The organism is Streptomyces sp. UW30 (assembly GCF_008042075.1).
Classification (GTDB): Bacteria; Actinomycetota; Actinomycetes; order Streptomycetales; family Streptomycetaceae; genus Streptomyces.
Window position 1 is genome coordinate 218,786 of the sequence record NZ_RDBN01000033.1, and the last position, 26,465, is coordinate 245,250.

A 26,465-nucleotide genomic window follows, 5' to 3' on the forward strand; every position below is an offset into this window, starting at 1 on the left:
GACGACCATGGTGTGTCGGCTCTGGCGGCGCCGCGCAGGCTCTTGCCGTCCACCTCCACCGCCCGCCGGGTTTTCGGGCCGGGCCCAGTGCGGCGATCGGTCGGCCACGCGCCGATGCGGTCCAGGGACCGCCGATGGCGCATCGGGGACAGCGGACGCCGGATGCTACGCCGTGCACGTCGCCCGCCTGCTCGGTGGTTCGATCCCCGCGGTAACGGAAGCAGAACTGCAGACCCTGCGCAGGGACCGTCGGATCGACCGCGCGATGAGCGCTCAACTCCTCTTCCCGGGCGGGGCCACCGGCAGGGTCCGCGCCTCGATGTGGTCACGCCGCCTGCTATCGATCCGGGCCGGGGCGGTGGGCACGGCCGGCGAGATGCACGTGACCAACTTCGTGATGCCCCAGCTCTTCCACCGCCTGACGATCCGCGGTGCTGATGGCCGTGTCGTGCGTCGCGAGCGGATGTCCGGGCACCCGTCGAGCTATGCCGCGCAACTGTCGGCGTTCACGGACGCGGTCCTCGACCACGGACCGGTGATCACGTCGGCGGCGGACGCCGTGGTGACCATGGGGATCCTCGACGACATCTATCGCGCCGGCGGGCTGCCCCTTCGTCAGGGAACAAGGCAACAATGAGGCAGCCCGGCTAGCTGCACTCACCACGGTCTGGCATTCGCCCCGTAAGTGGCAGGTCTGTTGGGCTTCACCCGAACCAGGCAGCACGCAGCATGCCGACGTCGGCCAGACAGTCGCCGCCGAGCGCAACGGACAGCGCCACATCCAGCAGGGTCTTGCCCGGATCGTGCACAGCCGCCGCTTGCGCCACGGCGCTAGTGCCGTCGATATCGCGGTATCCAGACCGGACTTGCGGACCGTCTCGACCAGCAGCACCGCCCCGGCCTGCGAGACCACCCCGCTGCTACCGCCCTCGACGCAAAGTGCTTCTTTCCGTGCAGCCAACAGGACCCTAGACAAGTCACATCGTTGCAGGTCAGGAGCACCACAGATGTTCGCGCGCTCTTCGCTGACTACAACAGCATTTTCGATCTTGGAAGCAAGCCCGCTGCGTACCTGGCTGCTCTCGCTGACCTCAATGACCAGCAGTTGCTGAGAAAACGCCACGTGCGACCGGGCCTTGATCCTCGACGACCGGGTCTTTCGTTCACTGAACGCCCTCGGGTGGTCCAGTTGGAAGGCGGCCGGCACTCGTCATTGGCCCGCCCGATACGCCACCTACGTCAGTTCCATGCACCGCTGGGCCTCGTCTCTGGAAGTCACCGCGGACTGGCTTGAGTGGCTTCTCTTCCATCTGAACGGTCACGTAGACGAGCCCTGAGCTTGGGAAGCTAAGGGCATCTGGCCCTTGCTCTGGGCCTGACCTGCGACGGAGAGGCACAGACGCCTGGTGGATGGTCGATTGGTTCCCGGGTGTTCCCTGTGGTTCCCCGGACGACCTGGCACGCATCTGCACGGGCTTGATCACGATGGTTTCACTGCATGGCCCAAGGCGACAAGGCCGATTCCGACCGCTGTCACTGATGGATGCTCAAACCCGCCGCCTGCAACGAGTAGAGCGTCCGCTCCCCAGAGTCTCGGCTGTCGAACGTGGCGCTGCAGCCATCGGCCCGGCATACGTCCGAGCAGCAGGCCATGCAGGCCGAGAACAACACACGCGAGCCAGAGGGTCCCGACCAGAATCAGTGGCGGCAGCAGGAGACCCGCAAACGATGTCGACATGGTCGTCCCCCGATGGGCTGGTTGCCTCGTTCCCTGCGCGGAAGTCTGGCACGTCCGTGCGGACAAACACGGTTGGACCTCTTCGTCCCGAAGCAACCTGGGTGGGGGCGGTGCTCTGGGCTGGTGTGGCTCCCACCTGCGCTGATGGTCCGCAGGCGTCCGCGCTCGTCCCCCGCTGTTCGTGGGCGTTGTCACGCAGTTAGATACTCATGGCTACTACGCAGCTTGTCTTGGTCACTGTTGAGTCAGAGACCTCAGCGCAGGGGCCCGTTGGGAGTCAGGTTCCACTCATGAGCATGTACGAGTGGAACTTTCCCTAGAGCCAGCAGCCGATTCAGTACAGGTTCCGTATCGGCAAAGCTCAACGTGTCGTCACCGCTAACGGCTGCACCTTCCCAAAAAGGCGATGTAACTTCCCAAGACTCCACGTGGAGTCGCCAAAGTTGGTCAAGCGCGAAAGATGCTAGGTGGTCTCTGAACTCCGCCTTGTCCGTGACCATCTTTCCGGCCGGGTGCCCCCAGCCTCGGCGCATAATTTCGCCGGCAGAAAAGTGCAATGCTCGACTCGTAGCAGCGTGAAGATATCGGTACAGCTCTCCCTTTCCTGCCCTCTCTGCAATCCAATCGGCGGACGGAATGACACCTCCTGGCCACCTGTACTTCTTTTGGAGATCCATCAGGGCGGATCGCACCTCATCTCGCTTGATCTCCACTGCGTCAAGGAACCCCGCCGGGTACCAGAGATTCCTCATCACGTCGTCGCCAACATAGGCACGCTGAGCGAGCAGGGACCGCACGGTATCCCAGTTACTGAGCAGCAGGAAAAGTTCCTGCGATTCCTCAAGCGGCAGTGACCCAAAGAAACCAAGGTACAAGACGTCCTCAAGCGAGGCGCGAACAAAGGAAACCGCCAGATGTCCAAGGTCCTGCCGTGCGAGAAGAGTGGCCGCCTTCATGCTCTCAATCTGCCGCCGCAGGCATGAATTCACTGCAAGCAGTCGATAGTCGGCGTCAACATTCGACCACTTGAGCTCGCCCACCACGATCAGGCGATCGGCGAGCTCAAGAAAGTCTTCCACGGCCTGCACTCGCGCCAGGAACCTCTCACGCGAATCCAACGGACCCTCTCGACTCTCAGTCGCCGCTGCTTCTTCCTGTGGCGTTCCCCCGGAATTATGCACGTGCTGCTCCTTGGCTATATGGCAGAATTCCTGATAGGCATGATCTCACGCTTTACCACTAGGTGGTCGAGTTTTTCCGAGGTAGCGAAACGGATCCGGAGGGCCTTTCACTCCCAGGAAAGGCAGCTGGTCAGGGCCTTATGGGTACTTTGTTTAGGGCGGTTCCGTCCACAGATAGTCCACGGTGTGCCGACCACAGCCTTGGGAGTTCGATCACAGGAGGGGTCTCGTCGCCCGCTCTACCTCGCCGCTGCATCAGTGTCTTCCGCTTCCAGGATGCCAACCTCTTCACACACTGCAAGATGCAAATTGATCGACGCCTCCGAAAGCTCATCAACGACGTCCCGTTTGGCCAGCTTCCGGGGTGCAGGGAACTCGCTATCGAAGAGTTCGTCAACCCAATCTGCTATGTGATAGAAGATTGCGCCCGCGATTGCTTCGGCGTAGGTCCCTTTCCAGCTGGAGTTGAAATCCAGTCCCGAAATTAGCGCATCGGCAAACCTTTCGTTGACTTCTTTCTCGGCGCTTGCAATTCCCTGTGCAGTGGAGCGGCGCTTAGACTTCACCAAACCGAGCGCCTGAGCGCTGCGCAGCCACGTGCCGACCTTCATGCGAAAATCTTGGTATGCAGCGATCCGCATGATCTGGTCGCCCTTTTTGCTGACACTGAGCGAAAGAAGGGGGTTCAGGTTTGCCTTGTATTGCCGCATGGCCTTGCGATCCAGCGGGTTGTGCGGATCATCGAATCGCGTGTGGCATGTAGGGCATAAGGCAATCAAATTCTTGAATTCATGCTTCTTCACTTTGGACCAAGGGATTATGTGTGCGACTTCCACTGGCGTGGTTCGGCATGTGGGAATTGCGCAACGATGGCCAGCCTCAAGGAGGACACGGCGTCGTAGCTCACGCGGGATGGCAGGTCGCTCGCTCATGGCGGCATGCTAATGACTGGCACTGACAGTGGCGCCGTGGTTCGCGCGCGGATGCCGCATGAGGTCGACGGAGTCTCGACGACCGAGTCAAGCCGGCGGGGCGCCGTCCATGAGCTAAGAACGGCTCCCCTGGCAGACCTTGCGTCGAACTGCCCCTCGATGCGAACTACGGGCGGGGCGGTTGCTGAGGTCCGCCGGGCTGGTCAGACGAACGGTGAGAGGCAGGGCTGGTCGGCGAGGTTGCTGTACTTCGCTGCGGAGATGGACGACTGCGCGGTCGACGGCTCCCATGTCAGGTCTCTCAAAGGGGGGACCATGTTGGACCGTCGCCGGTCGACCGAGGCCGTCCCGGCTCCAAGCACCATGTGCTCGTCGATCGCCGCGGCACCCCACTCGCTGTCTTGCTGACCGGTGGGAACCGGCACGACGTCACCCAGCTGATCCCTCTTCTCGATGCGGTTCCCCGCATACGAGGACTGCGAGGCCGACCCCGGAACAAGCCAAAGCGGTTGTACGCCGACCGCGGATACGACTACGACAAGTACCGCCGCCTGCTGTGGAAGCGTGGCATCAAGCCCCTCATCGCCCGGCGCGGTGTCGCCCACGGTTCAGGCCTGGGCAAGACCCGGTGGGTGGTCGAGCGCACTTTTGCCTGGCTCCATCAGTTCAAGCGACTGCGAACGCGCTACGAGCGCCGCGCTGACTTGCATCTAGGACTTCTGCAACTTGCGTGCTGCGTCATCTGCCTGCTCCAACTGTCCAAGCACCTGCCCCATGAGCAGGCTGTCCGGACCTGAGTGCAGTGATGCACTGGCCAGCTGTCACACTCGCCCGATGAGCATGAACAGTCAGCAAGGTCATTCCGCTGATCCGGAAGAGCTGCTGCTGCGGACAGACTGGGGCTCGGTGGAGCACTGCTGCCCGAACGTTGCGCCAGCGACGCCTGAGATCTTGCGACAACTTCTCGACAACGACGCGGGCAAGCAGGGCGCTGCTCTCCGCGACCTGCAACAAGCTGTCACGCATTCGAACACCTTCTACAGTGCCACGGCCCCTGCGGCATCGTTCGTGGCGGCCATTCTCGGGCACCCGCGGACTCTCGCCGAAGTCACTGACCAGAGGCCATGGGAGGCCGCTGACTTCGGTGAGGAACCACGACTTCTCCTTCGTGTCGGTCTCCTGAACTGGCTCGGCAGCACTGCCTGGGACGCCAACGAAGAGGCAYCTGACGGGTACGACGCCGACATTGAAGCGTTCCACGCCCTTCGGCCGACCCTCTACGACGCCATCCAGCCCTTCCTCACAGCCGAAGAGCTAAAGATCCGCGATGCCGCCCTAGCCGCTGTACTTCCGTTGCTTACCTCACCAGAGCTCGCCCACCAGGCTGAAGGCCTGCGTGATGACGTGTGGGCTCTCGCCGCCAACAGCGCCCCTTACCGGCAGCGCGCGATCGACACACTCGCCAGATGGGGCGAGGACATCACGCCCTTCCAGCAGCACAGGCACACACCCGCTGACGTCCGCGCGCACGCTGAAGGCTTTGCCGACGATCCGCCTTTCTGAAACCACCTTTAAGTGCCTGTTTCACAGTTCCTGACCCGTGCCAGTGGCTCGGGCTCGGCAACGCGGTCGGGGCTGCTGGACCGCTCACTTCACAAAGCTGGCGGGGACCGCGGCCAGCGGCTCCCAACGCGGGGCGGTCAGCTTGAGGGTGACGCCCGGGGCCTGGGAGTCGAGCCGACTGCGGATCGCGCCCGCAGTCATGAGCTGGCTGACCCTGAGCGCGGCGCGGGTGAGGTACGCCTGCCACGCGACGAAGCCCAGGGCGAGCGCCGTGCCGATCGAGCCGACGGCGGTCCAGAAGGTCTCTGACATGACGGAGATTCTGGCCCCACCCTGCCGAGCGCCACGGCGGCGGTACCTCGAGCGCGGTCCCGGCCGGGGCCGCCGCGTACGTCATTGGCGGCCGCTGTACGTCAWCGCGWTGACGTACAGCCCGGGCAGGCGCCGGCACCCGGGAGCCGTCTCGTACGGTGGCGTGCGTGCCCTCCGCCGTCCCGCCCCGCCCCCGGTGCGCGTAGTGCTCCCGGACGGCCAGGAGCTCCGCGGCCTCCTCCACGCCCGGGCGCAGTTCCCCCGGGCCGGGTGGACGTATTGAGTCGGGCTGCCGATGTGGGCCGACGTCCCGGAGACGGAGACCGTCGAACCCCGCGAGTACCGGGTATGGCTGACGCCGGACCAGGCGCACCCCATCCCGGGCGTCAACTACGACCAGGTGCCCACGACGCCGCTGAAGCGGGAGGCGCCGACGGCGGACAACTCCGATCGGTGGGCGTGAAGGGTGCAGCGCGTCGACGTCGGCGGCCGCCTGGCGGAATCGTCGTCCACGTGTGGGACTGCCCGGAGGCGCCGGGATCTGCTCCTCAGGTGGTGGACGGCCCCCCATCCATCCTGAGGCCGGGCGGCAGCACCGTCTCCGCACTGACATACGCATACCTGACTTGCTCCGTTGTCAATCCCACGACATTTCCGAGGTACACCCCGACGAGATTCGCCCCGAGCAGGGAGGCACCGGTGAGATTCGCCCCGGGCAGGGAGGTACCGGTGAGGTTCGCATGGAGCAAGTCGGCGCGGGTGAGGTCTGCCTGGCTCAGGTCCGCGCCGGTGAGGTTCGCCTGGGCCAGGTGGGCGTCGGTGAGGTGCGCCCCCACCAGCTTGGCGCGGGTGAGGATAGCGTCGCCCAGGTTGGCGTGGGTGAGGTTAGCCTCGCGCAGGTTGGCGTCGGTGAGGTCTGCCTGCCTCAGGTTGGCGTCGGTGAGGTCTGCCTGGCTCAGGTCGGCGCCAGTGAGGTCCGCCTGGCTCAGGTCGGCGCCAGTGAGGTTCGTCCCGACCAGCTTTGCCCTGGCCATGTCCCTGGTGAGGTCGCCGGTGATGTTCACCCCGGACCGGTAAGCGCGGGTGAGGTCCGCCTGGCTCAGGTTGGGGCCGGTGAGGTTCGCCGTGAACAGTTCGGGATTGGTGGGGTCGCTGGTGAGGTTCACCCCGGACATGTAGGCGCGGGTAAGGTCCGCCTGGCTCAGGTCGGCGCCCATGAGGTTCGCCGTGAACAGTCTGGCGTCGGTGAGGTTCGTCCCGACCAGCTTGGCGCCGGTGAGGTCGGCCCCGTCCAGGAGAGCGCGGGGAAGGTGAAGGGTTTCGAGGTAGAGCCTTTCGAAATCGTCGACGTGCGTGCGCGATTGGGGACGCGTTAGAGCAGTCAAGGCCACCTGGACGTCTGCCTCCAGAAGCATGGGGAGCGAAGTGTCCGTCGTAGTTGGCGGGCCGTCCGGGCCATTCGGTGAGCCTGGGCGGGCCGGAGCGCGGTCGCGCACGAAGTGGCCCAGTACTTGGGCAGCGTGGGTGGCCTGCTCGGGGGCATCCTGGACGATCTGCTCTAGCGCCAACACTCCGCCGATCCGCACATACCTGTGGTCGGACCCGAGGCGCTCCAGGGCTTTGGTAAACCGGTCGGTGACCTGCCCGCGCCGAGTCAGCCGGTAGTTACGGATCGTGTACACCAGGGCTACTCCGGCCCCGATCGCGGCCGCGCACGCCACGAGGGCGGTGCGCAGGCCAGTGATCAGCGTGGCCGAACCGCTGGCTTCACCCAGCGTGGCCGTGTTGATGTACCCCTTATCGAGCAGGTACGGACCTCGCCACACCAGCCAGGGCAAACCGACCGCGAGCACTAGGGCACCCCCCAGAGCGAGCACCCAGGTCCCAATCCGGCTCAGTCGCCGCATGCGACGTGCCTGGGCCCGCCGCTGATGGAGCGCAATCATCACACTTCCTGCCTAGGGGAAGCCGCGGCGAGATTGTGGCGCCACTCCGAGCCGCGAGTGGCGGTACACCCCGGATGGACGCGCTCGCACCTTCACCTGACCCGCAGCTCACGGGGTCGGTCAGTCACCATTTACGGCTGGTGACACGGCTCTTACCGACACCCTGGCTTTGTTCACGAGCAGGAGCAGCGTTTGTTCACGACTTCGGGAGGCACTGGCGCAGATTGATGAATCGAACGACCGCGACGCCGGCACACGGGCCTGCGACGGCGATACTCGTGCTCCAACCAGGGCCGGGCTGCGACCCTCCCGGACGCCGGAGCAGGCGCGGGCCCGTAGGACCGCCGCCCGTGCGGTGCGCGTGCAATACCCATCGAGTGATCTTCAACCCCGGTCAGTTTTTCCAGACTGCCTGGTGGACAGCTCCTGATGCGTCTGATCCCTTTAACGCAAAGGAGTGCGCTATGCGCGTACGCACCCTTCTCGCCGCCATCGCCCTTGCCGCCACAGCGGCCCTCGGGGGCGCGACCAGCGCAGGAGCCGCCGTCGGCGACGGATCCTCGGGTGCCTCAGCCCCTGCGAGCAACCTGCTAAGTGGCCTGATCCCTGTCAACCTCCAAGGTCTGACCGGTTCCTTGGGCCTCGACTGTCTCCCGGCGCTCGGCAATGTCCCTTGCTCATTGGGACAACAGGTAAACGGCTAGGTCACCCAGCCCGCCGAAGATCATTTGTCGGACAGCGCTTACGAGCTGCGATTCGTCTCCGGTGCTGGGGTCTCCTCCCGGCGGCGGAGGCGCAGCAGGTAACACCAGGCCATGGTCACGACGTCACCTCAAGACGTGGTTCACCACAGCCCTCGCTGGACGCCCCACGGCGGGCCGCAGGCCGAGGATGCTGAGCCGGGCCTGGGCGGGTCGACGGCGAGTTCCCGCAGCGGCGGAGTGGCGGTCGGCATGTTCCCAGTGTGGCAGCCCCCGGAGGTGGTCAGGACCGTTCGACGAGGTATTCGCCTATGCATGCCGCGTCCAGGTCGCAGGCCTGGGGCGTGGCGAGTGCGTGGGCGGGCGTCTCGACGATGGACTCGCGGTCGTTGTAGCTGGTGTTCAGGATGACGGGCAGGCCGGTGAGCTGGTGGAAGTGCTCGATGAGCGCCCCGTACGCGCGTGCCACGGCGGGGTCGACGGTCTGGACGCGGGCGGTGCCGTCGATGTGCACGACTCCGGCGATCTTGTCGGCGTGGTCGGGGCGGACAGGCGGGGCGAGCAGCATCAACGGGCTGGGCACGTCCAGATCGAACCAGGCGTCGGTGTGGTCGGCGAGGACCGCCGGGGCGAATGGCCTGAACGGTTCCCGATGCTTGATCCCGTCTGCGCGTGCTCCAGCACAAGGAACAGCTCCTCCGAGGCTGGAATGCGCTCGTACGTCGGATCACCCCCCAACGAGGATCTCCACCCTGCGGTTGCCGGTGCGCACCAGTGTCAGACCGGTGTCAATTCCGCACCGGCCGATGGCTCCGAACGCCAGGTCTCACGACGAGGGTTTGGGCCGGCACGACGCCCGTCGGCTGGTCCAGAGCCAAGCTTCGGCGACCTCGCTCGGTGTGCGCCTGATCGCACGATGAACAGGCTCATGGGAGTTCGGGCAGTTGGAGTTCCATCAGGGGGGCGTACTGCTGGCCGGCGTAGCAGTCGGCGTCGTGCTGGTCGCCTTGTATGGAGGGGCGTGGCAGGGAGACTTTGACCGCGAGGGCGCGGGGGTGGTTGACCACGAGGATCTCGTTCTCGCTGGCGTTGAACAGTGTGGCGAACAGGGTCCGGTTGAGGATTCCGGTGTTGGTGAGCGCCTCGTAGGTGTGCTGGTCGCGGCACATGAAGTCGAAGGTGAGGGTGAAGGGTCCGGCGTTCTTGGAGCGGACGAGGGAGCAGTAGTCGAGCAGGGTGGCCATGGTCAGACCTCTTCGGTGGTGGTGCGGAACMGTTCGGTGGGGGTGATGCCGGTGGCGACGTGGTTGAGGGTGAAGCGGTAGAGCGGGCCGCGGTCCATTTCGGGAGGCGAGTAGGGGTAGGCGAGGGTGGAGACCAGGCCGTCGTACTCGGGGATGGGCAGGTGCGAGGAGGCGTGGGCGACGAACGTGGAGATGGCGTGGGCGGTGTCCTGGTCGGGTGCGGTGATGGTGATCAGCACGCCGAGTTCCTGGGGCTGCAGGGGGGTGGGTTCGATGCCGGCCAGGACCGTCCCGGTGCCGTAGAGGCGGTAGTTGATGTCGATGGTGTCCGGGTCGACCCGGCCGTCGAACACGTCGAGGATCTTGGCGTCGAAGTATTTCTTGGCCATGGGCAGGAGCTCGGGGAGGCGTTTGATGACGACCTTGTCGCGGACGCCGCCGACGATGACGGTCTGGTAGCCGACGAGTTCGGCGCCTTCGAGCTTGTTGGTGTAGCCGTCGGCCTCGATGTAGCGGGAGCCTTGGACGCGGACGGTCCGTTCGTCGACGGCCTCGTAGGTGGCGTGGGTGGTGTCGAGGATGCCGGAGGGCTCGGTGATGTGGAATGGGTCGGCGTTCTCGTACAGCGTGTGGGCGGCGACCGAGCGCGGGGTGAGGCGGCTGCCCTCGGCGAGCGTGGTGACGTCGAAGTGGTCGTCTCGCAGGGTTACCAGGAGGCCGTTGGCGTCCGGCGGGATCGCGCAGGCGGCGCCGCATTCGATGGTCTTGGCCATGTGCCAGGTCAGGCCGGGGTCGGCGCCGTTCAGGTGGGGCAGGGCGGCGAACAGAGCGGTGTCGCTGGCCCGTCCGGCAAGGATGACGTCGCAGCCGTCGCGCAGGGCTTCCTGGATGGGTTCCACGCCCATCATGGCGACGGTGTGGCTGCGCTGGAACAACTCCCGCTCGATGACGGGGGCGTTGGTGAGCGCCCTGATGCGGCCCTGGTCGTACAGGTGTTGGAGGCGTTCTGCCGGTTGGTCGCTGTAGATGAGGCCGAGCTTGAAGTGCAGGTTGTCCTCGGCCGCGATGGCACGGGCCAGGTCGGCGACCAGGTCGACGCCGTCGTCGCGTCCGCTGGTGCCGCAGGAGCCGATGATCAGCGGCACTTGGAGGGTTTCGCGGGCCTGGAGGAGCAGGCGCAGGTCACGTGTGACGGCCTGGGCGGAGAGTTTGGGGGTGCCGGAGCCGAGCGCTGCGGGACCGGAGTCGGTGGAGCCGGCGTCGCAGGCGATCACGTGTGGGCGGGCGGCGACTCCGCGGCCGAGGGCATCGGTCTCGAAACCGGCGCCGAGGGCTCCGGTCGGGGCGAGGATACGCAGGTCCATGAGGGCGGCCTTCTGTTGTGCGGGTGAGGGTCAGGAAGCGGTTTCGAGCGGCCGCTCGGCGCGGCGGCCCACGAGGGTGAAGACGGCGAAGGTGACCGCGCCGAACACGGCGGCGTTCAGGAGCATGTAGCGCCAGCCGGTGAGGTCGACGGTGGCGCCGAGCAGGGCGGGGCCGAGCGCCATGCCGGAGGCGGAGGCCACCGTGTAGAGGCCGGTGTAGGCGCCCAGGACACGGTTGTTGGGCGCCAGGCTCCACAGGGCGATCAGGCCGTTGACGGAAAAGACGGCGTAGCCGATCGAGGCGATGGCCACGGAGGCGGCGGTGAAGGCTGGGGTGGGTTCGGCGAAGCCGACGAGCAGGCCCGCGACGAACAGGGCGATGCCGTAGCGGATCATGCGGAGCTCGCCGAGGCGGTGCGAGAGGTAGGCGAGTGGGACGACGCAGATGAGGAAGGCGATCGCGCCGGGCAGGGCGATGCCGCCCGCCGCGCCCCGGGTCATGCCGAGGACCTCGGTGCCGTACGGGGTGGTCAGCGAGCGCAGCGCCGCCCACATGCCGGCGAAGCAGAAGATGCCGGCCATGAGCAGCAGGCGGGCTCGGCTCGGTTCCAGTGCGAGGTCCTTGAGGATCGCCCACGGTGAGGAGAACGGGTCGGCCTGTTCGTCGGCAGTGTCCTCGCGGCGCWGCGCTGTGGGGTGGCGGCGACCCAGGAAGCGGTAGGACAGGGCCACCATGACGATCATCAGGACCGGTGGGATGGCGAAGGCGGCCTTGAGGCTGTGGTCCACCACCAGCAGGCTGATGAGGGCCGAGACGATGATGGTGAGGCTGACGCCGGCCTTGATGAACCCCTGGGCCTTGCCGCGCTGTTGGGGTGCGACATAGTCGGAGACCAGGGTTTCGGTGACGCCCTTGAAGGAGTTGGCAGTCAGGCCGAACGCGAAGATGCAGAGCATGAGCATCGGCAGGCTGGTGGCCCACGGGATCAGCGCGAAGGGCACGGCCGCCACGCACGCCCCGGCTACCACGATGGGCCAGCGTCCGGTGCGGCGCATGGCCAGCCGGTCGGAGATCAGGCCCATCCAGGGCTGGATGATGACGCCGAGCCCGGTGTCCAGGCCCATGATCAGGCCGATGACAGTGGCGGAGGACATGAAGTGACGCAGCTGGGCGGGGACTTGGGCGTCGTAGAAGTTCCACACCGATTCCTGGGCGAAGATCGCGAGGGCGACCCACAGGACGGCGCTTCCGCTCATGCGCTCTGGCCGTTCGGCCGCGGGGGCGGCCTCGAGCGCGGCCGGTGCAGCCGCCGAGGCGGGGGGCTGGGGTGGTTCGTCGTGCAGCATGGCGGCTCCTATGCCATATGCTATAGCAACATTGTGGCGTCTGCGTGCCGGCGACCTCCCGAGGGGCCGACGCGCAGACAGCTGAAGGAAGGGGTTAGGCGGTGGACAGCTGGACGAGTGCTGCGCGGTGGTGGGCGGCGGCGAGCTGTTCGGCGCGGTCCTCGTCGCGCTCCAGAAGGGCGTCCAGTAGCGCGCGGTGCTCGCGATAGCGGCTGCGGAAACTCTCGGCCCGATCAGCGGCGAGTTTCATGGTCAGGTCGAGGCGCTCCTCGTCGCTGAAGGCGCGGGCCTGGGCCAGCAGGCCCTCCAGCACCGGATTGGCCACGCATGCCTCGACCTGGTGGTGGAATTCGCGCAGCAGCCGGAACACGGCGGTGACCTGGTCGGCCACCGGAGCGTCGATCCCCTGGTCGGCCAGTGTCTGCTCGATCCCCGCGACCAGGTGGTCGGCGTGGTCCAGCAGGCCGACGAGCTCGGTCAGCTGGGCGGCCGTGGCGTTGCGGGCCGCGAGCCTGGCCATCAGGGCGGACAGGCGGACCTCGGCCTCGACGATCTCGCTGCGGGCGGCGGCGGAGTGGTCGGCGATCCGCAGCGAGCGCGGGCCGACCCGCTCGACGACCTTCTCGTGGACCAGCTGGCGCAGCGCCTCCCGGATCGGGGTGGGGCTCACTCCCAGACGAGCCGCGAGATCCCGCTCGGTGATCTTCTCGCCAGGCCGCAGGGCGCCCCCGCGGATCGCGTCGCGCAGCCGCCGGTAAGCCTGGTCGGCCAGCGAGGTCGTCTCCATGGGGCCGAGGGTGTCCTTGGTCATGTTGCCAAGACTGACTCCTGCTATAGCAAACAGTCAATGGGTTCATCGCTGATTCCTTTCTCCGGGAGGGTGCCGCGACTCCTCCCTGGTCACCACGGCTTCACGTGGTTAGCGTGCCGGCGGCAGGGCGGGGAGCGTAACGGTGACGGTGGTCCCTGAGCCGGTGTGCGAGGTGATGCGCACGGTGCCGTGGTGCGCGTGGACGACCGCCTGGACGATGGCCAGGCCGAGTCCGGAGCCGCCGCGGGCCCGGTTGCGGCTGGCCTCGGCCCGCCAGAACCGGTCGAACACGCGGGAGAGGTCTTGCTGTGCGATCCCGGGCCCCTGGTCGGCCACCCGGATGACGGCCATACCGCCGGACGCCTCGAGGGAGACGTCGATCGGGGTGCCGGCCGGAGTGTGCTGGATGGCGTTGCCGACGAGGTTGTTGAGGATCTGCTGGAGCCGTGGGGCGTCTCCGCGTACGTGGACGGGCGCGTCGGCGTGCAGGCGGATGGTGCGGTCCGCGGCGACGACTCCGGCGTCGTCGACCACATCGGTGGCCAGGCGCCGCAGGTCGACGGGTTGTGCTTCCAGGGGGCGTCCGGCGTCCAGGCGGGCGAGCAGGGAGAGTTCCTCGACGAGCAGTCGCATGCGGCCGACCTCGCCGTCGACCCGTTCCAGGGCCCGGTCGAGCTCGGCGGGGGTGGTGAGGCCGCCCTGGTGGTAGAGGTCGAGCCAGCCGGAGATGGTCGCAAGGGGCGTGCGCAGTTCGTGGGAGGCGTCGGCCGCGAATGCGCGGATGTTGTCCTCCGCGCGGGACTGGGCGTCGAAGGCGTCGTTGACGGCTGTGGCCAGACGGTCGGTCTCACTGTGGTCCCCGTAGGTGGGCAGGCGCTCCTTACGGGCGCCGGAGGCGATGGCGGCGGCGGCATTGGCCATACGCCCCAGCGGCCGCAGACCGAACTTGAGTATCAGCAGCGCGGTGGCGAAAGCCAGGACGAGGGTGACGCCGACGATGGTGGCCTGGCTGGAGACGAAGTCGGTGACGGTGACCCGGTCGAGGTCGGTGCGCACGGTGAGGATGACAGCGGAGGCGGTCATCTCCCCTTCGGAGGTCTTCACGGTCAGGCCGTTGGTGGGGATGCGCAGTGCGATCAGGTCGGGCACCGCTGGGTCGTCCTTGATGGTGACGACCTGGTCGAGTCGGTCGGCGGTCAGGCCGTTGATCGCCTCGGGAACGCCGTTGCCTGCCTGGTCGGCGACCGTGCCGTCGGGGCTGATCACGGTCATGCCGAGGATGGGCGAGATCAGGGCCGCCAGTTGGCTTCCGTTGACCGTCTGGGGGCCGGTGGCGAGCATCTGGTGGACGCGGTCGCCGGATTCGCGCAGGGACGCCTCTGCCCGGTGGTCGAGGTAGTGGCGCAGGGTGATGGCGCTGGCGACGGAGTTGCCGATGAGCCCGGCGGCCAGCAGTACGAGGACGCCGATGAGGATCCGCCCGCGGATGGTGGCGAGCAGGCGAGGCCGGAGGGCGGACAGGCGGGGCCGGTTCATGAGGTGGGGCGGCGGAGGCTGTAGCCGATGCCGCGGACGGTGTGGATGAGGGGTTCGCGGCCGTGGTCGAGTTTGCGGCGCAGGTTGGACACGAAGCGTTCCACGACGACGGAGTCACCGCCGAAGTCGTACTGCCAGACCGCCTCCAGGATCTGGGAGCGGGTCATCACGTGGCCGGGGTGGGAGAGCAGGAAGCGCAGGAGCCGGAATTCGGTGGGTGACAGGTCGACCGGGTCGCCGGCGCGGGTGACGGTGTGGCGTTTGTCGTCGAGTTCCAGGTCGGCGTAGCGCAGGATGCCCTCGTCGGCCGCGGGGCCGRCGCTGCCGCGGGAGCGGCGGATCAGGGCCTGGAGGCGGGCGGCGACTTCGRCGACGCTGAAGGGCTTGGTGACGTAGTCGTCGCCGCCGAGCTTGAATCCCCGGACACGGTCCTCGATGGCATCCCTGGAGGTCAGGAACAGCACCGGCACGGTGACGCCGCGCGAGCGGATCAGCTGCAGGACCTCGAAGCCGTCGCCTCCGGGCAGGCCCACGTCCAGGACGATGACGTCCGGAGTGTGCTGCGCGAGACGGGTGAGGGCCTGGGGCACGTCTTCGGCGAGCTGGACGTCGAATCCGGCGAAGTTGAGGGCTGAGGCCATCAGGTCGCGGATGCCGGCGTCGTCTTCGACGACGAGGACCGTGTCCGGGGGGTTCATGAGGAGACGTCCTGCCGGGGACTGTGGTGGTATGCCATGGGGGCGGGTGCCGGTTCATTCGTGTCCAGGCGTGCCCCTTCAACATCCATGTCGGGCAGCCACTTGTCCAGCCGGCGCGGCAGCCACCACGCGCGATGGCCCAGCAGCGACATGACGGCCGGGACCAGTGTCATCCGGACCGCGAACGCGTCGATGAGGACACCGACCGCCAGGGCAAGGGCGATCGGCATGATCGCCGGATCGTGGCTGAACAGGAAACTCGCGAACACGGCCACCATGATCAGTGCGGCGGCGGTGACGACCCGGGCGGCGTGCCGGGCGCCGCCGATGATCGAAGTGTGGGGCCGCCCGGTCTTCACGTACTCCTCGCGCATGGCCGAGACCATGAACACCTCGTAGTCCATGGCCAGGCCGAACAGGACGGCCATCACGATGATGGGCACGAAGCTGGCGACCGGCCCGGTGGAGGGCACACCGAGCGCTCCGGCGAGCCAGCCCCACTGGAAGACGGCGACGATCGCGCCGAACGACGCGCCGACCGACAGCAGGAAGCCGACGGTGGCCTTGATGGGGACGGCGATGGAGCGGAATGCGGCCATCAGCAGCAGGAGAGAGAGTCCGACCACGACGAGGGCGAAAGGCAGCAGGGAGGCACTGAGCTTGTTGGAGACCTCGATGCTGACGGCGGTCTGGCCGGTGACGGCGATGTCGCTGCCGCTGTCCTGGGCCAGGGGCGCCACACGGTCCTGCAGCTGGGTGACCAGGGTGCTGGTCGCCGGATCGCGGGGCCCCGTCGTCGGGATCACCTGTACCCGGGCGGCGGCTCCGTCCGGGGAGTAGTCGACAGGGCTGATGCGCCCGATGCCGCTGACCCCGGACAGATCCTTGGCGACATCCTGGCTGGTGGTCTTGAGGGTGCCCTCCGGCGCGCCGGTGACCAGGACGACCAGCGGGCCGTTGGCGCCGGGGCCGAAGGCGTCACCGATCTTGTCGTAGACCTGCCGCACAGCGGTCGACGTGGGTTCGCTGCCGTCGTCGCTCAGCGCGAGCTGGAGCTGGCTGGCGGGAAGGGCGAGCGCGGCCAGAGCCAGAGTGACGGTGATGACCGCCCGCCACGGACGGCGCACCACGGCCCCGACCCACCGCGCTCCCATCGACGGCTTGGCGGCAGGGTCGTCCGCATGCTGCGCCCGGCGCGCCGCGCGTGTGCCGGGCCTGGGGCGCAGCCGTTCGCCGGCCATGGCCAGCAGTGCCGGCAGCAGGCCCAGGGACATGGCCACCGCGACAGCGACGGCGCCTGCCGCGCTCAGCCCCATAGAGGTGAGGACAGGGACTCCGGCGACCGTCAGTCCGGCCAGCGCAATGATCACGGTCAGCCCGGCGAACGCCACGGCGCTCCCTGCGGTCGCGGCCGCTCGCGCAGCCGCCTCCTTCACGCTGCGGCCCTGCGCCAGCTCGGCGCGGTGCCGCGAGACGATGAACAGGGCGTAGTCGATGCCGACCGCAAGGCCCAGCATGATGGCGAGGGTCGGCGCCTTGTCGGAAATGCCGACGGCGGACGACAGGCCCATCAGGGCGGCCATGCTCGTCACCACCGCGATCAGGGCCGTGAGCAGGGGCATTCCGGCGGAGAGCAGGGAGCCGAAGGTGATGGCCAGGACCGCGAGAGCCACCAGCACGCCGATCCCTTCCATCGGACCGACCGGCGGCTTGGACGCCTTGTAGGCGTCACCGCCGAAGAGCACGTCGATGCCCGCGGCGCGGCTGCTGGCGCCGGTGTCCTTGAGGGCGTCCAGGCCGGCTTGGGGAACGTCCTGGTCCTTGGCCGTGGAGAACTCGACCTGGGCGAGCGCCGTCTTTCCGTCCGGCGACACGGTGCGGCTGCGCATCGGGTCACTGACCGACGTGACCCCGGGCACGGTGGCCGCAGCGGTCAGCGACTCCTTCAGCGCGGTGGCCTTGGCCGGGTCCTTGAACGAGGTGCCCGCCGGCGCCTCGAAGACGATTTCTGCGCTCTGGTGGTCGGACGATCCGAAGTGATGGTCCATCTTGGTCAGGGCGCTCTGGGCAGCGGATCCGGGGATGTCCGACTTGGAGTCGAAGCTCCCCGCGAAGGTGACTCCCACAGCGGCGATCACGGCGACGATGAACAGCCAAACCGTCACGACCGTACGGCGGCGGCGTACCGCGAACACCCCCCATCGATGCAACAGCACAGCCATGATTCCCAGCCCACTTCCGTCAACGACAGCAACGAAGCCCCATCGGACCTCGGCGGCTTGACGGTCCAGCCCCGCTCAACCTGACGATTCCTTGACGGTTTCGCCGGCGGGTCGCACGCAGCGACGAAGAGACAGTGACGGCCCCCGCTCACCGTTCGCTCGACGGCGATCCGAGCGTTGGACCTGCCCTGGGCCGCCAGGAGCAGGATCCGCGCACGCACCCTGGCCTGGTGCTCGGTCCTGTGCCCCCAGGCGGCGTCCTTCAGCCGGTGCCGTTCCGTGGCGGTCGGGACGACGGGGCGCGCGGAGGCAGCAGGCACGGCAGGCCGATCTCTGGAGAGCGGAGAAGGTCATCCGGAGTCGTCAGGGGGCTCCGGGTGCGCTTGGGGCGTGGTGGCCGCCGCGGGTGCACCTGAGCTGGTTCTCTGCCGGCGCCCACTGTGAACGATCGCGACAGGGGCCCCAAGTACAGTGGACTCAGTAGTCCATTTTGAGGAGGCGGGTCGTGCGCGGGGAACTGACGGCGAAGGGGAAGGCGACGCGGAGCCGGATCATCGAGGGTGCTGCGGCAGTACTGCGGGAGAAGGGGGTCAATTCGGTAACCCTGGACGACGTCATGGCGCGGACGAGCACCAGCAAGAGCCAGCTGTTCCACTACTTCCCGGCCGGCAAGGATGAACTGCTGCTCGCGGTCGCCCAGTTCGAGGCGGATCAGGTGCTGGAGGACCAACAGCCCTATCTGGGGCGCCTGGACTCCTGGGAAGCCTGGGAGCAGTGGCGGGATGTGGTGATCACTCGTTACGAAGCCCAAGGGGACGAATGTCCGCTCGGGTCGCTGTTTCTGCAGATCGGGCGCTCGACGCCAGGAGCGCGCGCGATCGTGATCGAGTTGATGCGCCGTTGGCAGGAGAGCCTGGCGGTGGGCATCCGGTCGCTACAGGCGGCTGGCCGGCTTCCCGCCGACCTCGATGTCGATGCCAGGGCTGCCGCGCTGTTGGCCGCGACTCAAGGGGGCGTGTCGATCCTTCTGTCGACGGGGCAGACCACCCACCTGCGCGCGGCTCTCGACCAAGGGATCACGGACCTGCGCCGCGTGGGCAGCGCGGTGCCGTGACCCTCCTGAGCGATTCAGCCGGCGATGACGGCAGCGGTGGTGCGACCCCCGTCGACGTCGAGCACGATGCCGTGCACAAAAACCGACTCGTCGCTGGCGAGGTACACCGCGGCGTTCGCGATGGCGTCGGGGGTGCCCATCCGGCCTGCGGGGGTGCCCTTCATCATGACCTCGCCGGGATGGGTTTCACCGGGGACAGGTGTCTGCACGACACCCGGGGAGATCGCGTTCACGCGTACGCCCTGCGGCCCGAACTCTGCCGCCCAGGCCCGGGTCAGGGTTTCGACGGCTCCCTTGGTGGAGCTGTAGAGGGCACCGACCGGAATGCCCAGACGCGCGATCCACGAGCCCAGGTTGATGATCGCTCCGCTGCCGGCCTGCGCCATGGCGGGGGCGACCGCAGCGGTGAGGAAGAACGGCGCCTTCACGTTGACTGCGTATACCTGGTCAAAGGTCTTCTCATCGGTGGCTGCCGTGGTGTCTCCGGGGTAGATCCCCGCATTGTTGACCAGGACGTCGATACGGCCGCCGAGGATCCGCGTCGCCTCCTGAGCCAGTGCCTGCGAGGCGGTTGCACTCCCGTCCAGGGCCGCCTGTACAAAGTCGGCGTGGCCGCCGCGCGTGCGGATGCCTTCGACGACCTCCAGGCCGCGCCCGGCGCTGCGGCCTGTGACGACGACATGCGCTCCCTCGGCTGCGAACGCCTCCGCGATGGCCCACCCGATGTTGCTGGTTGCTCCAGTCACCAGGGCGGTCTTGCCCTCTAGGCGCCTCGACATGGTCCACTCCGTTGTTTGGTTCTCTGCTGCGAACCCGCAGGACCGAGCCACATGCGACGTTTCGGCCGAGCGGGGCCCTGGACGGCCAGGACGGAGTGCCACTGTGCGCCGACAAAATTGGACTCGCAAGTCCATACTTGCGCCATGTCGACGCTGCGAGTTGCCGCACCCAACACAAATGGCTCGGCCGCGGCATCGAACTAGCCGTGCTCGCAGAGGAACTGAAAGCGAGCGACGGCGGCCTGGAGTTCCTCACCGGGGAGCTGAAGGGCTCGCATGATCCCTCCGGCATCGTGTTCACCGTGCTAGCTGTGCCATCTCATGACATTGGTGCCACGGCCGCGCTCGATTGAGGCAGTTGCTCCGCTGCCCAGCGGAGCAACTGCGGCGCGGTCAGTTGGCTGCGTGAGGAGAAGATCGAGGCCGACGGGTGCAGCGGCGTGGACATCGTGCCCGTCACGCCCGGGCAGATGCCCGAACCGCGGGGCGAGAGTCTGCCGTCATGACCGCGTTCCCGTTCCCCTTTGCTGCTGCCCCGGACGGGTGGCGAGTGGCGATCAAATGCCCCCGACGACGGCCTGAATCTGGTGGTGCCAATCGTCGGCTGGGCTACCCCCGTTGACGGCATGCGCCGAACCGATGGCCAACTGGCCGTCGAGCCCGTCGTCCTCTTTGACAACGTCGACGAGCCGCTCATCACCACTCTCGCCGACACGCTCTGGCGTATCTGGGTCATGCCTCAAAAGCGGGTACGCGAAGGCGTCACGCTCACAGCCGCTGTTCCGGATCCCGGTACCGGCTGCGGGCACGTGGACAGCGCAACGCCCGGATGATCACCTCCCCGACTACCTTGGCGAGCTGACGTAGGTCGCGTCCTCGGCGGCGCCGACGCCGGTGGCGGCTTCTGGGCTGACCTCGGCCACACTCCGAGCGGGGGAGTTCGTCGTCTGTCGTGCAGTTCGTCGCTCCCAGACCCAGATCACCAGGCCCACGGCGATCAGTGCGGCCGCCATGACGGTGACGCCGCTCCAGCCCCAGAGCGTCAGGACGGCTCCGGTTACTGCCGAGGAGACGGCTCCGCCGAGGAAGACGCTGGTCATGTAGACCGAGTTGATCCGTGCGCGCGCGTCCGGGCGCAGGGCGTAGATGTCCCGCTGGCTGAGGACCTGGTGGCTCTGCACGGCGAAGTCCAGCAGCACTCCGCCCAGGGCCAGCGCAATCAGGCTTGATGCGCCCAAGCCGGCCACGAGCATGGACGCCAGGCCCAGGACGAGGGCAGTTGCGCGGGCCCCCGTTCCGTGTCCGGCGTCCCCCAGGCGTCCGGCGATCGGGGCTGCGGCGGCTCCTGCCGCGCCGACGAGCGCGAAGACGGCGACGCCTGTCTGGGACAGATGGTGGCGTCCGACCAGTTCGTAGGAGACGCCGGTCCAGTACGCGGTGAAGGCCCCGAACAGGCACGCCTGAGTGAGCGCCCGCCGCCTGAGGACCCGTTCCGTGCGGGCCAGCTCGATGACCGACGCCAGAAGCGCCCCGTAGCGGGCGGTGTGGGCAGGTTCGCGGACCGGCAGCATCTTGGCCAGCGCGAAGGAAGTGATCAGCATGGCGACTGCGGAGATGGCATAGATGCTGCGCCAGCCCCAGGCCGCTGCGGCGAAGCTGGACACCGATCGGGCGAGCATGATGCCCAGCAATAGTCCGCTGGTGACCTGCCCGACGAGCTTCCCGCGTTCCTTCGGCGGCGCCAGGTGCGCAGCGAGGGGGATCAGGATCTGCGCGACCACCGAGGTCACGCCGATCATGGCTGACATGGCGAGGAAGACCCAGAAGGTGGGCGCGAAAGCGGCCACCGCCAAGGCGGCCGCGGTCAGCACAAGCGTGCGCGAGGCAAGCCGCCGGTTCTCCAGCAAGTCACCCAGGGGCAGCAGGAGGGCCAAGCCCAGTGCGTATCCGACCTGGGTTGCCGTGACGACCATGGTCGCCGTGCCCTGACCGACATCGAAGGCGCGGCCGATGAGACTGAGCAGGGGCTGGGCGTAGTAGAGATTGGCCACGCTCGCCCCGCAGGCGAACGCCAGGGTGATCGTGATCCATCGCAGCGAGCGAAGTCGCACCGGTCCGCCCGGCGGCTCGGTGTCGGTCGYCGCGGTGCCAGGCGTGGTGTGAGGCCGCATATGAGCACTCCGCAGCTAGTTACTGAACATTGCGTTCAGAATAAGGCGGCTACTGTGCCCGGGTATTCCCGCTCAGGGCGATCCCCGTCAGTACCTGATCGATGCAGTGTTCGGCGAAGGCCTCGTCCAGAGGCTCGTGGCTGAACAGCAGTCGGTAGTAGACGGGGGCGAAGACCAGGTCCAAGGTGGCGGCCAGGTCCAGGTTCGCGCGCAGTTCGCCGCGTTCGATGCCCTCGCGGATGATCTCGGCGGCCACGGCGCGACGCGGCCCGAACCACTGCTCGCGCAGTGCCTGGGCGATCTCGGGGTCCGACTGGGCGTCCGCGGCCAACGCGCGCATGAGGGGGCCCGCGGGTGAGCGGGTAAACAGATGCACCGCGGCGACCGCGAGAATCCGCAACGCCTCCGGCGCAGAGGCGCCTTCAGGAAGGGACCAGGAGCTGGCCGCCCGGAGCATGAACCCCTCCAGGGCGACCGCCCCGCGCGAAGGCCACCACTTGTAGACCGTGGCCTTGCCCACCCCTGCTCGGGAGGCGATCGCCTCCATGGTGGCCGCCCGCAGGCCACCCTCGATCATGAGGTCGCCGGCGGCCGCCAGGATCGCGGCACGTCGTTTCTCGCTGCGGGGGCGTCCCGGGCGCACGGGAGTGCCGCCGACTGTCTCGTCTCGCTCGCCTGCCATGCCCATGAGTGCTCCCCGTTGCACGCAATCAACTATTTATTGAACAGATCGTTCAGCGTAGCGGATGGGTGGCTACTGGCCTGCGGAGATCACCCGAGGACCCGTCCGCCTTGGCGTGGACCCTCCGGCGTAGGTGAAGGTTCCATTCCACTGCGGGCGGTGCTCGTCAGGGTGGCAGGGAGGTGGGATCGGCTGGCTCGCCGCAACGGCAGGGAGATCTGAAAGGCGGCCCCCGGCTTTCCTGAGCCTGAAGCGTGTCGCGGAACGGTGATCACGCTTGGGTCTGGCCACTGAGTTGTGTTGTTCGACCTGAACGTGCAGGYCACGGGGTGGCGTGGGATGGGTGATGCCGTGCTCGTGCTGGTCGTCGGSGTTTGTCTGTCGTGAAGATTGTCCGTCAGCGGGCGATCTCAGCGGTATTGCTAGTGCCTCACCGGACGACCTGGCCGAGGAGGCTGGTGATGGCTCGTGGGTCGAGGTGGTGCAGCGAGCCACGTTGCGATGAGACGTAGATACCGACCCAGCAGGGGCGAGGTATGGTCACCGCAAGTTCGACCGCCAGCGGATGTTCACACACCGTGAGCTCAGGGCGCCGAAGCAACGTGGCGTCGAGCGCCTCCTGCGTGAACCCCTCCCCGTGACGCCACAGAACCTCCGAACCGACTGACGTCCAGGCGTTTACCGCGCCCAGTTCAGCGAACTCCACAACCGAACTCGGTGCATCGCCTAGCAATGCGGACACCAGTGTCACCGCGGCGTTCCCCCCGGCCAGTGCGTCATACGCCCGGGCAGTACCGGCGACGGCCTCGTCCCACTGATCGACACCCCAGCGCACGCCGCAGAAGGCGTTAGCCGGCCACAGTACTTCTACGGCGACGTCATGCCGAGCCGTTCGAGCGGCCTGCTCGACCACGCCCAGAGCGTGGGCCCGATGCTTCACCGGGCTGACCACTTCCGCCGTCTCCCACCTGCCGTCGGCGGCAACCTGAATCACAGGAGCCGTTGCCAGAGACACTGACTGGGCAAGCACCGTCCACCAGGGGTCTACTGCATGTTCCGYCACGACCTCGTATCCTCTCCGATCGCGGGGTAACTGCAGAACTCCGCGTCGGGCTCCGTCTCTTCTGCGCCGTTACTCCTGACTGGCAAGGAGCTCCCACTTGCGAAGAGGCTGGTCAACCAGCTGATCGTGGCGGAACATACGGGCGAGCACGCGTTCGCACAGTGAAGAGCTGGCGGGTGCCAGCCGAGCTAGGTCTCGATGTGAAGTGGGCCGCCCGGCTCATACGCGCGCTGATGATCCTCAACCAGCACCGAATCGCCCGGTGGCCGACGATCTTCACCGCAGACAATCCCCGACGGGCAGCACGCGTACGACATCACCCGCCCACGCCACCCCCGTGRCCTGCACGTTCAGGCTGAAGTCAACTCACTGACGGTCGGGTCAACGGCCCTGCTGTGTGGCCGCTTCTTTCGATGGGGAAGTTGCTTCGGAGTGCTCGATACGGGCACGTGAGAGAGCGTCCGGGCCTTCTGCTACACGCTTTGGCGCCTCCACCGCACCGGAGGTCTTCGCCATGATCAAGCCCAGCCGGCGTCAACAGCGCTTGTGATCAATACACCTAGCGGCCGTCCGGCCCACTTGCTGCCGGGCCGGCCGGCACGGTCGCGTGAGTCGAGTCGTAGTCGGCACGCGAAGCTTGGATGCCGGGTAGGTGGGCATCGGTCCAGTCGACCAGCTGGTACAGGACGGCATGGAGACTGCCGCCGCGCTCGGTGAGGGCGTATTCGACCTGTGGCGGGACAGTCGGGTAGACGGTTCGCGTCACCAGGCCGTCACGTTCAAGGTTGCGCAGGGTGGCGCTCAGCATGCGCTGTGTGATGGCCTCGGTCAGGCGACGGAGCTCGTTGAAGCGACGAGGCTGGCCGTGCAGGCGGCAGATCACGATCACCGACCACTTGTCACCGATCCGGGCGAGCACGTCCCGCAGCAGTGCGCCGTTGTCAGCGTTTGTCGAGGTTGTCACCGGTTCCCTCCAGGGAACGTGGGCAGTTGAAAGTGCCTCCTTGCCGATGCCGAGCCACCGGTCGACCATGAAATCGGCGGTATTCATCGTATACCTAGAGGCTTCTTGCGTCGGTTGGTTCGGCGTGGGTCTGATGAAAGCGACATCCACATGCACGGGCACGACCTTCTGATCAGTGGCGGGCACGTCGTGACGCTCGACCCCGGGATCGGCGACCTCCCGCAGGGCGACGTACTCATCCGCGACGGCATCATCACGGCGGTCGGTCCCGCTCTCGCGCCCCAGGTGCCGGGCACGCGTGTGGTGGACGCGCGCGGGCGCCTGGTGATCCCCGGCCTGGTCGACACGCACCGCCACCTCTGGCAGGGAGCGCTCGGTGGCCACACCGGCCAGGTCTCACTTACCGGGTACTCCGGTGCGGTGATCGCAGACCTGGCGCCCCGCTACACGCCCGAAGACCTCTACGCGGGAACGCTGTGGGGCGCGCTGCAGGCACTCAACGCCGGGATCACGACCGTCGCGGACTGGGCACACAACCTGTCCACACCCGAGCACGCCGACGCGAACGTGCGCGCACTCCATGACTCCGGGATCCGCGCTGTATTCCTCTATGGCGGACCGGGCCCTGACGGCCTGGGGTTCTTCGGTGCCCCCGCGCCGCGGCACCCCGCCGACGCCCGGCGCCTGCAGGCAGAGCACTTCCCCCGCGGGATCAACGGCCGGCTGCGCATGGGACTGGCGCTGCGCGGCCCCTCGTTCACCACGCCCGAGGCCACCAGGGACGACTTTGCGTTCGCCCGCGACCTCGGGCTCCCGATCTCTGTTCACGTGGGTATGGCCGGATTCCCCGGTGCGGTAGTGGCCCTGGACAAGCTCGGCCTGCTCGGGCCGGACGTCAATCATGCCCACGCCGCGCAGCTCAGTGACCGCGAGTTCGGCCTGATCGCGGACAGCGGCGGTTCCATCTCTCTGAGCCCGTCGGTGGACATGCTGATGGCGCTGGGCACCTACCCGGCCACGGGCCATGCGCTCGCCCGAGGCATTCCTGCCGGTTTGAGCGTCGACACGACGACCGGCAGCGGAACCGACCTGTTCACAGAGATGCGCCTGGCACTGGCGGCCGAGCGGTCTCGCGCCAACGCCAGCGCGGTGAGCCGCAACGAGGCAGTCGAGTCAGTCGAACTGAACCAGCGCGACATGCTCAGACTGGCGACGCTCGACGCGGCACGCGTGTGGCATCTGGAGGACGAGGTCGGCAGTCTCACGCCCGGCAAGCGGGCAGATGTGGCCGTGGTCGACATGCGGCCGCCGCATCTCGACGGTTTCGGTGACCCGGTCACCACACTCGTGATGGGGGCGGGCACCGCGGATATCGAGATGGTCGTCGTCGGCGGACAGGTCGTCAAAGCCGACGGCATGCTCACGGGGGCCATCGCCGGGCGTGCCCGCGAGCTCATGCACGAGTCCCGCGCGAACCTTCGCGACCGGACCGGACGGAAAGCTTCATAGCGTCGGCCGAGCCGGCATGACGCCGCCGCCCCGTCAAGCCTCCGTACGCCCCGCACGTCACCGAGCTGGGCCGCCGCCTCGCTGGGGACGGTGGGAGACCCTGTCCCCAGGCCAGAAGGCGGTGAACCGGTCCCACGCAAAGATCCGGGCCCTCGTCGAGCAGGCAATCGCCACCCTCAAGTCTTGGCGACTCCTCCGCAAACCACGGTTCTCGACCACCCGGATCACCGAACTCGTCCAGGCCGTCCTGACCCTTCATCTGACCAGCTCAGAGTGAGGATGGAAAAGGCTCCCTACGTTGTCCTGCGGGACGCGGCGCTCAGGAAGCCGCACGCCGCCACCGCGGTCGGCGGCAGCCTTCTGGACCGCCAGACATCGCGGCCGCCCTCTCCCCACAGCYGCCGAGCTACGTCAGGGCCGCTCTGTTCCCCTCCCTCTGATGATTTCGGCTCTGAGCGATGGCGGTCTCAGGGAGCGGGTTCGTACGTAACCGTCTGGTCCGGGCAGATCGATGCCGTGCCCTCTAGGACGTGTCTGATAGGACGCGTTCGTGCCAGGAAAGCCGCGCGGGGATCACGACCGGACACT

The 26,465-nt window shown here is 67.4% G+C and carries 25 protein-coding genes and 3 pseudogenes; 10 read left to right on the forward strand and 18 right to left on the reverse strand.

From position 1 onward, the window contains the following. Positions 1-7 precede the first annotated feature (7 nt). Positions 8-637 carry a hypothetical protein gene (locus EAO75_RS16280; RefSeq protein WP_410092405.1) on the forward strand — a complete coding sequence of 210 codons (630 nt, stop codon included), beginning with the start codon at positions 8-10 and terminating at the stop codon, positions 635-637. An 82-nt stretch (positions 638-719) separates the two neighbouring features. Here EAO75_RS16280 and EAO75_RS16285 read toward each other — a convergent pair. Further along, positions 720-964: pseudogene (locus tag EAO75_RS16285) on the reverse strand (transposase); the annotation flags it as partial. A 172-nt stretch (positions 965-1,136) separates the two neighbouring features. Between EAO75_RS16285 and EAO75_RS48585 the strand changes: the two are divergent. Then, on the forward strand, positions 1,137-1,337 hold the full coding sequence (locus EAO75_RS48585; protein WP_410092362.1) for a hypothetical protein: 201 nt from the start codon (positions 1,137-1,139) through the stop codon (positions 1,335-1,337). A 655-nt stretch (positions 1,338-1,992) separates the two neighbouring features. Here the strand turns inward: EAO75_RS48585 and EAO75_RS16295 are convergent. After that, positions 1,993-2,919, reverse strand: a complete 927-nt coding sequence (locus EAO75_RS16295) for a DUF5677 domain-containing protein (RefSeq protein ID WP_261989315.1) — start codon at positions 2,917-2,919, stop codon at positions 1,993-1,995. A gap of 239 nt (positions 2,920-3,158) precedes the next feature. Next, on the reverse strand, positions 3,159-3,851 hold the full coding sequence (locus EAO75_RS16300; protein ID WP_147995776.1) for an HNH endonuclease: 693 nt from the start codon (positions 3,849-3,851) through the stop codon (positions 3,159-3,161). 258 nt (positions 3,852-4,109) lie between these two features. Between EAO75_RS16300 and EAO75_RS16305 the strand changes: the two are divergent. Beyond that, positions 4,110-4,648: pseudogene (locus EAO75_RS16305) on the forward strand (IS5 family transposase); the annotation flags it as partial. 37 nt (positions 4,649-4,685) lie between these two features. Further along, positions 4,686-5,414 (forward strand): hypothetical protein, encoded by a 729-nt coding sequence (locus EAO75_RS16310; protein WP_147995777.1) that lies wholly within the window; start codon positions 4,686-4,688, stop codon positions 5,412-5,414. Positions 5,415-5,498: 84 nt separating this feature from the next. On the opposite strand, the gene EAO75_RS16315 is transcribed toward EAO75_RS16310, so the two are convergent. Then, the gene (locus EAO75_RS16315; RefSeq protein WP_147995778.1) at positions 5,499-5,726 is read right to left on the reverse strand and encodes a hypothetical protein; all 228 of its coding nucleotides are present in this window, start codon (positions 5,724-5,726) and stop codon (positions 5,499-5,501) included. 295 nt (positions 5,727-6,021) lie between these two features. Here EAO75_RS16315 and EAO75_RS45885 point away from each other — a divergent pair, with 295 nt between their 5' ends. Then, on the forward strand, positions 6,022-6,189 hold the full coding sequence (locus EAO75_RS45885) for a hypothetical protein (RefSeq protein ID WP_187284461.1): 168 nt from the start codon (positions 6,022-6,024) through the stop codon (positions 6,187-6,189). Between the two features lie 85 nt (positions 6,190-6,274). Here the strand turns inward: EAO75_RS45885 and EAO75_RS48240 are convergent, their stop codons facing one another. From EAO75_RS48240 to EAO75_RS16360, 9 genes are all read right to left on the reverse strand, one after another. Next, on the reverse strand, positions 6,275-7,579 hold the full coding sequence (locus EAO75_RS48240) for a pentapeptide repeat-containing protein (protein ID WP_147995779.1): 1,305 nt from the start codon (positions 7,577-7,579) through the stop codon (positions 6,275-6,277). Between the two features lie 1,077 nt (positions 7,580-8,656). Then, on the reverse strand, positions 8,657-9,034 hold the full coding sequence (locus tag EAO75_RS16325; protein WP_147995780.1) for a carbamoyltransferase C-terminal domain-containing protein: 378 nt from the start codon (positions 9,032-9,034) through the stop codon (positions 8,657-8,659). Positions 9,035-9,299: 265 nt separating this feature from the next. Further along, positions 9,300-9,617, reverse strand: coding sequence for a DUF4387 domain-containing protein (locus EAO75_RS16330; protein ID WP_147995781.1), 318 nt, complete (start codon positions 9,615-9,617; stop codon positions 9,300-9,302). Positions 9,618-9,619: 2 nt separating this feature from the next. Then, positions 9,620-10,981 carry an acyclic terpene utilization AtuA family protein gene (locus tag EAO75_RS16335; protein ID WP_147995782.1) on the reverse strand — a complete coding sequence of 454 codons (1,362 nt, stop codon included), beginning with the start codon at positions 10,979-10,981 and terminating at the stop codon, positions 9,620-9,622. A 30-nt stretch (positions 10,982-11,011) separates the two neighbouring features. Next, entirely contained in the window at positions 11,012-12,328 is a 1,317-nt protein-coding gene (locus EAO75_RS16340; protein WP_147995783.1) for an MFS transporter, read from the reverse strand. 94 nt (positions 12,329-12,422) lie between these two features. Continuing rightward, complete coding sequence (locus EAO75_RS16345; RefSeq protein ID WP_147995784.1) at positions 12,423-13,139, reverse strand: GntR family transcriptional regulator; 717 nt, start codon at positions 13,137-13,139, stop codon at positions 12,423-12,425. A gap of 108 nt (positions 13,140-13,247) precedes the next feature. Continuing rightward, positions 13,248-14,675, reverse strand: a complete 1,428-nt coding sequence (locus EAO75_RS16350) for a sensor histidine kinase (protein WP_147995785.1) — start codon at positions 14,673-14,675, stop codon at positions 13,248-13,250. Next, complete coding sequence (locus EAO75_RS16355; protein ID WP_147995786.1) at positions 14,672-15,373, reverse strand: response regulator transcription factor; 702 nt, start codon at positions 15,371-15,373, stop codon at positions 14,672-14,674. Before EAO75_RS16355 ends, EAO75_RS16350 begins: the two co-directional genes overlap by 4 nt. After that, complete coding sequence (locus EAO75_RS16360) at positions 15,370-17,595, reverse strand: MMPL family transporter (RefSeq protein ID WP_147995787.1); 2,226 nt, start codon at positions 17,593-17,595, stop codon at positions 15,370-15,372. The genes EAO75_RS16355 and EAO75_RS16360 overlap by 4 nt, the downstream gene beginning before the upstream one ends. Before the next feature lie 505 nt (positions 17,596-18,100). Here EAO75_RS16360 and EAO75_RS16365 point away from each other — a divergent pair. Further along, positions 18,101-18,709: a TetR/AcrR family transcriptional regulator gene (locus EAO75_RS16365; protein WP_147995788.1), complete on the forward strand. Its 609-nt coding sequence runs from the start codon at positions 18,101-18,103 to the stop codon at positions 18,707-18,709. A gap of 14 nt (positions 18,710-18,723) precedes the next feature. Here the strand turns inward: EAO75_RS16365 and EAO75_RS16370 are convergent, their stop codons facing one another. Next, the gene (locus tag EAO75_RS16370) at positions 18,724-19,488 is read right to left on the reverse strand and encodes an SDR family NAD(P)-dependent oxidoreductase (protein WP_147995789.1); all 765 of its coding nucleotides are present in this window, start codon (positions 19,486-19,488) and stop codon (positions 18,724-18,726) included. Between the two features lie 137 nt (positions 19,489-19,625). Here EAO75_RS16370 and EAO75_RS16375 point away from each other — a divergent pair, with 137 nt between their 5' ends. Both EAO75_RS16375 and EAO75_RS16380 read left to right on the forward strand, forming a co-directional pair. Further along, positions 19,626-19,841 (forward strand): hypothetical protein, encoded by a 216-nt coding sequence (locus EAO75_RS16375; protein WP_261989316.1) that lies wholly within the window; start codon positions 19,626-19,628, stop codon positions 19,839-19,841. 171 nt (positions 19,842-20,012) lie between these two features. After that, a complete protein-coding gene (locus EAO75_RS16380; protein WP_147995790.1) occupies positions 20,013-20,321 on the forward strand; it encodes a hypothetical protein in 309 nt (102 codons plus the stop codon). A gap of 12 nt (positions 20,322-20,333) precedes the next feature. On the opposite strand, the gene EAO75_RS16385 is transcribed toward EAO75_RS16380, so the two are convergent. From EAO75_RS16385 to EAO75_RS16400, 4 genes are all read right to left on the reverse strand, one after another. Next, positions 20,334-21,599 (reverse strand): MFS transporter, encoded by a 1,266-nt coding sequence (locus EAO75_RS16385; protein ID WP_222723957.1) that lies wholly within the window; start codon positions 21,597-21,599, stop codon positions 20,334-20,336. A 109-nt stretch (positions 21,600-21,708) separates the two neighbouring features. Next, complete coding sequence (locus EAO75_RS16390; RefSeq protein WP_187284462.1) at positions 21,709-22,341, reverse strand: TetR/AcrR family transcriptional regulator; 633 nt, start codon at positions 22,339-22,341, stop codon at positions 21,709-21,711. Positions 22,342-22,771: 430 nt separating this feature from the next. Beyond that, positions 22,772-23,254: a hypothetical protein gene (locus tag EAO75_RS16395; RefSeq protein WP_147995793.1), complete on the reverse strand. Its 483-nt coding sequence runs from the start codon at positions 23,252-23,254 to the stop codon at positions 22,772-22,774. A 709-nt stretch (positions 23,255-23,963) separates the two neighbouring features. Further along, positions 23,964-24,554, reverse strand: a complete 591-nt coding sequence (locus EAO75_RS16400; RefSeq protein ID WP_261989317.1) for a winged helix-turn-helix transcriptional regulator — start codon at positions 24,552-24,554, stop codon at positions 23,964-23,966. Between the two features lie 3 nt (positions 24,555-24,557). Between EAO75_RS16400 and EAO75_RS16405 the strand changes: the two genes are divergently transcribed. Further along, positions 24,558-25,877 (forward strand): amidohydrolase family protein, encoded by a 1,320-nt coding sequence (locus EAO75_RS16405; protein ID WP_187284463.1) that lies wholly within the window; start codon positions 24,558-24,560, stop codon positions 25,875-25,877. Positions 25,878-25,953: 76 nt separating this feature from the next. Next, positions 25,954-26,154, forward strand: a pseudogene (locus tag EAO75_RS16410) (transposase family protein); the annotation flags it as partial. Positions 26,155-26,465 lie beyond the last annotated feature (311 nt).

Bases quoted from the DNA above. Each gene is read 5' to 3' on its own strand.
- EAO75_RS16345 (WP_147995784.1), bottom strand. From the start codon at position 13,139: ATGACCAAGGACACCCTCGGCCCCATGGAGACGACCTCGCTGGCCGAC.
- EAO75_RS16370 (WP_147995789.1), bottom strand. From the start codon at position 19,488: ATGTCGAGGCGCCTAGAGGGCAAGACCGCCCTGGTGACTGGAGCAACC.
- EAO75_RS16330 (WP_147995781.1), bottom strand. From the start codon at position 9,617: ATGGCCACCCTGCTCGACTACTGCTCCCTCGTCCGCTCCAAGAACGCC.
- EAO75_RS16360 (WP_147995787.1), bottom strand. From the start codon at position 17,595: ATGGCTGTGCTGTTGCATCGATGGGGGGTGTTCGCGGTACGCCGCCGC.
- EAO75_RS16280 (WP_410092405.1), top strand. From the start codon at position 8: ATGGTGTGTCGGCTCTGGCGGCGCCGCGCAGGCTCTTGCCGTCCACCT.
- EAO75_RS16300 (WP_147995776.1), bottom strand. From the start codon at position 3,851: ATGAGCGAGCGACCTGCCATCCCGCGTGAGCTACGACGCCGTGTCCTC.
- EAO75_RS16390 (WP_187284462.1), bottom strand. From the start codon at position 22,341: ATGGCAGGCGAGCGAGACGAGACAGTCGGCGGCACTCCCGTGCGCCCG.
- EAO75_RS16315 (WP_147995778.1), bottom strand. From the start codon at position 5,726: ATGTCAGAGACCTTCTGGACCGCCGTCGGCTCGATCGGCACGGCGCTC.
- EAO75_RS16350 (WP_147995785.1), bottom strand. From the start codon at position 14,675: ATGAACCGGCCCCGCCTGTCCGCCCTCCGGCCTCGCCTGCTCGCCACC.
- EAO75_RS45885 (WP_187284461.1), top strand. From the start codon at position 6,022: ATGTGGGCCGACGTCCCGGAGACGGAGACCGTCGAACCCCGCGAGTAC.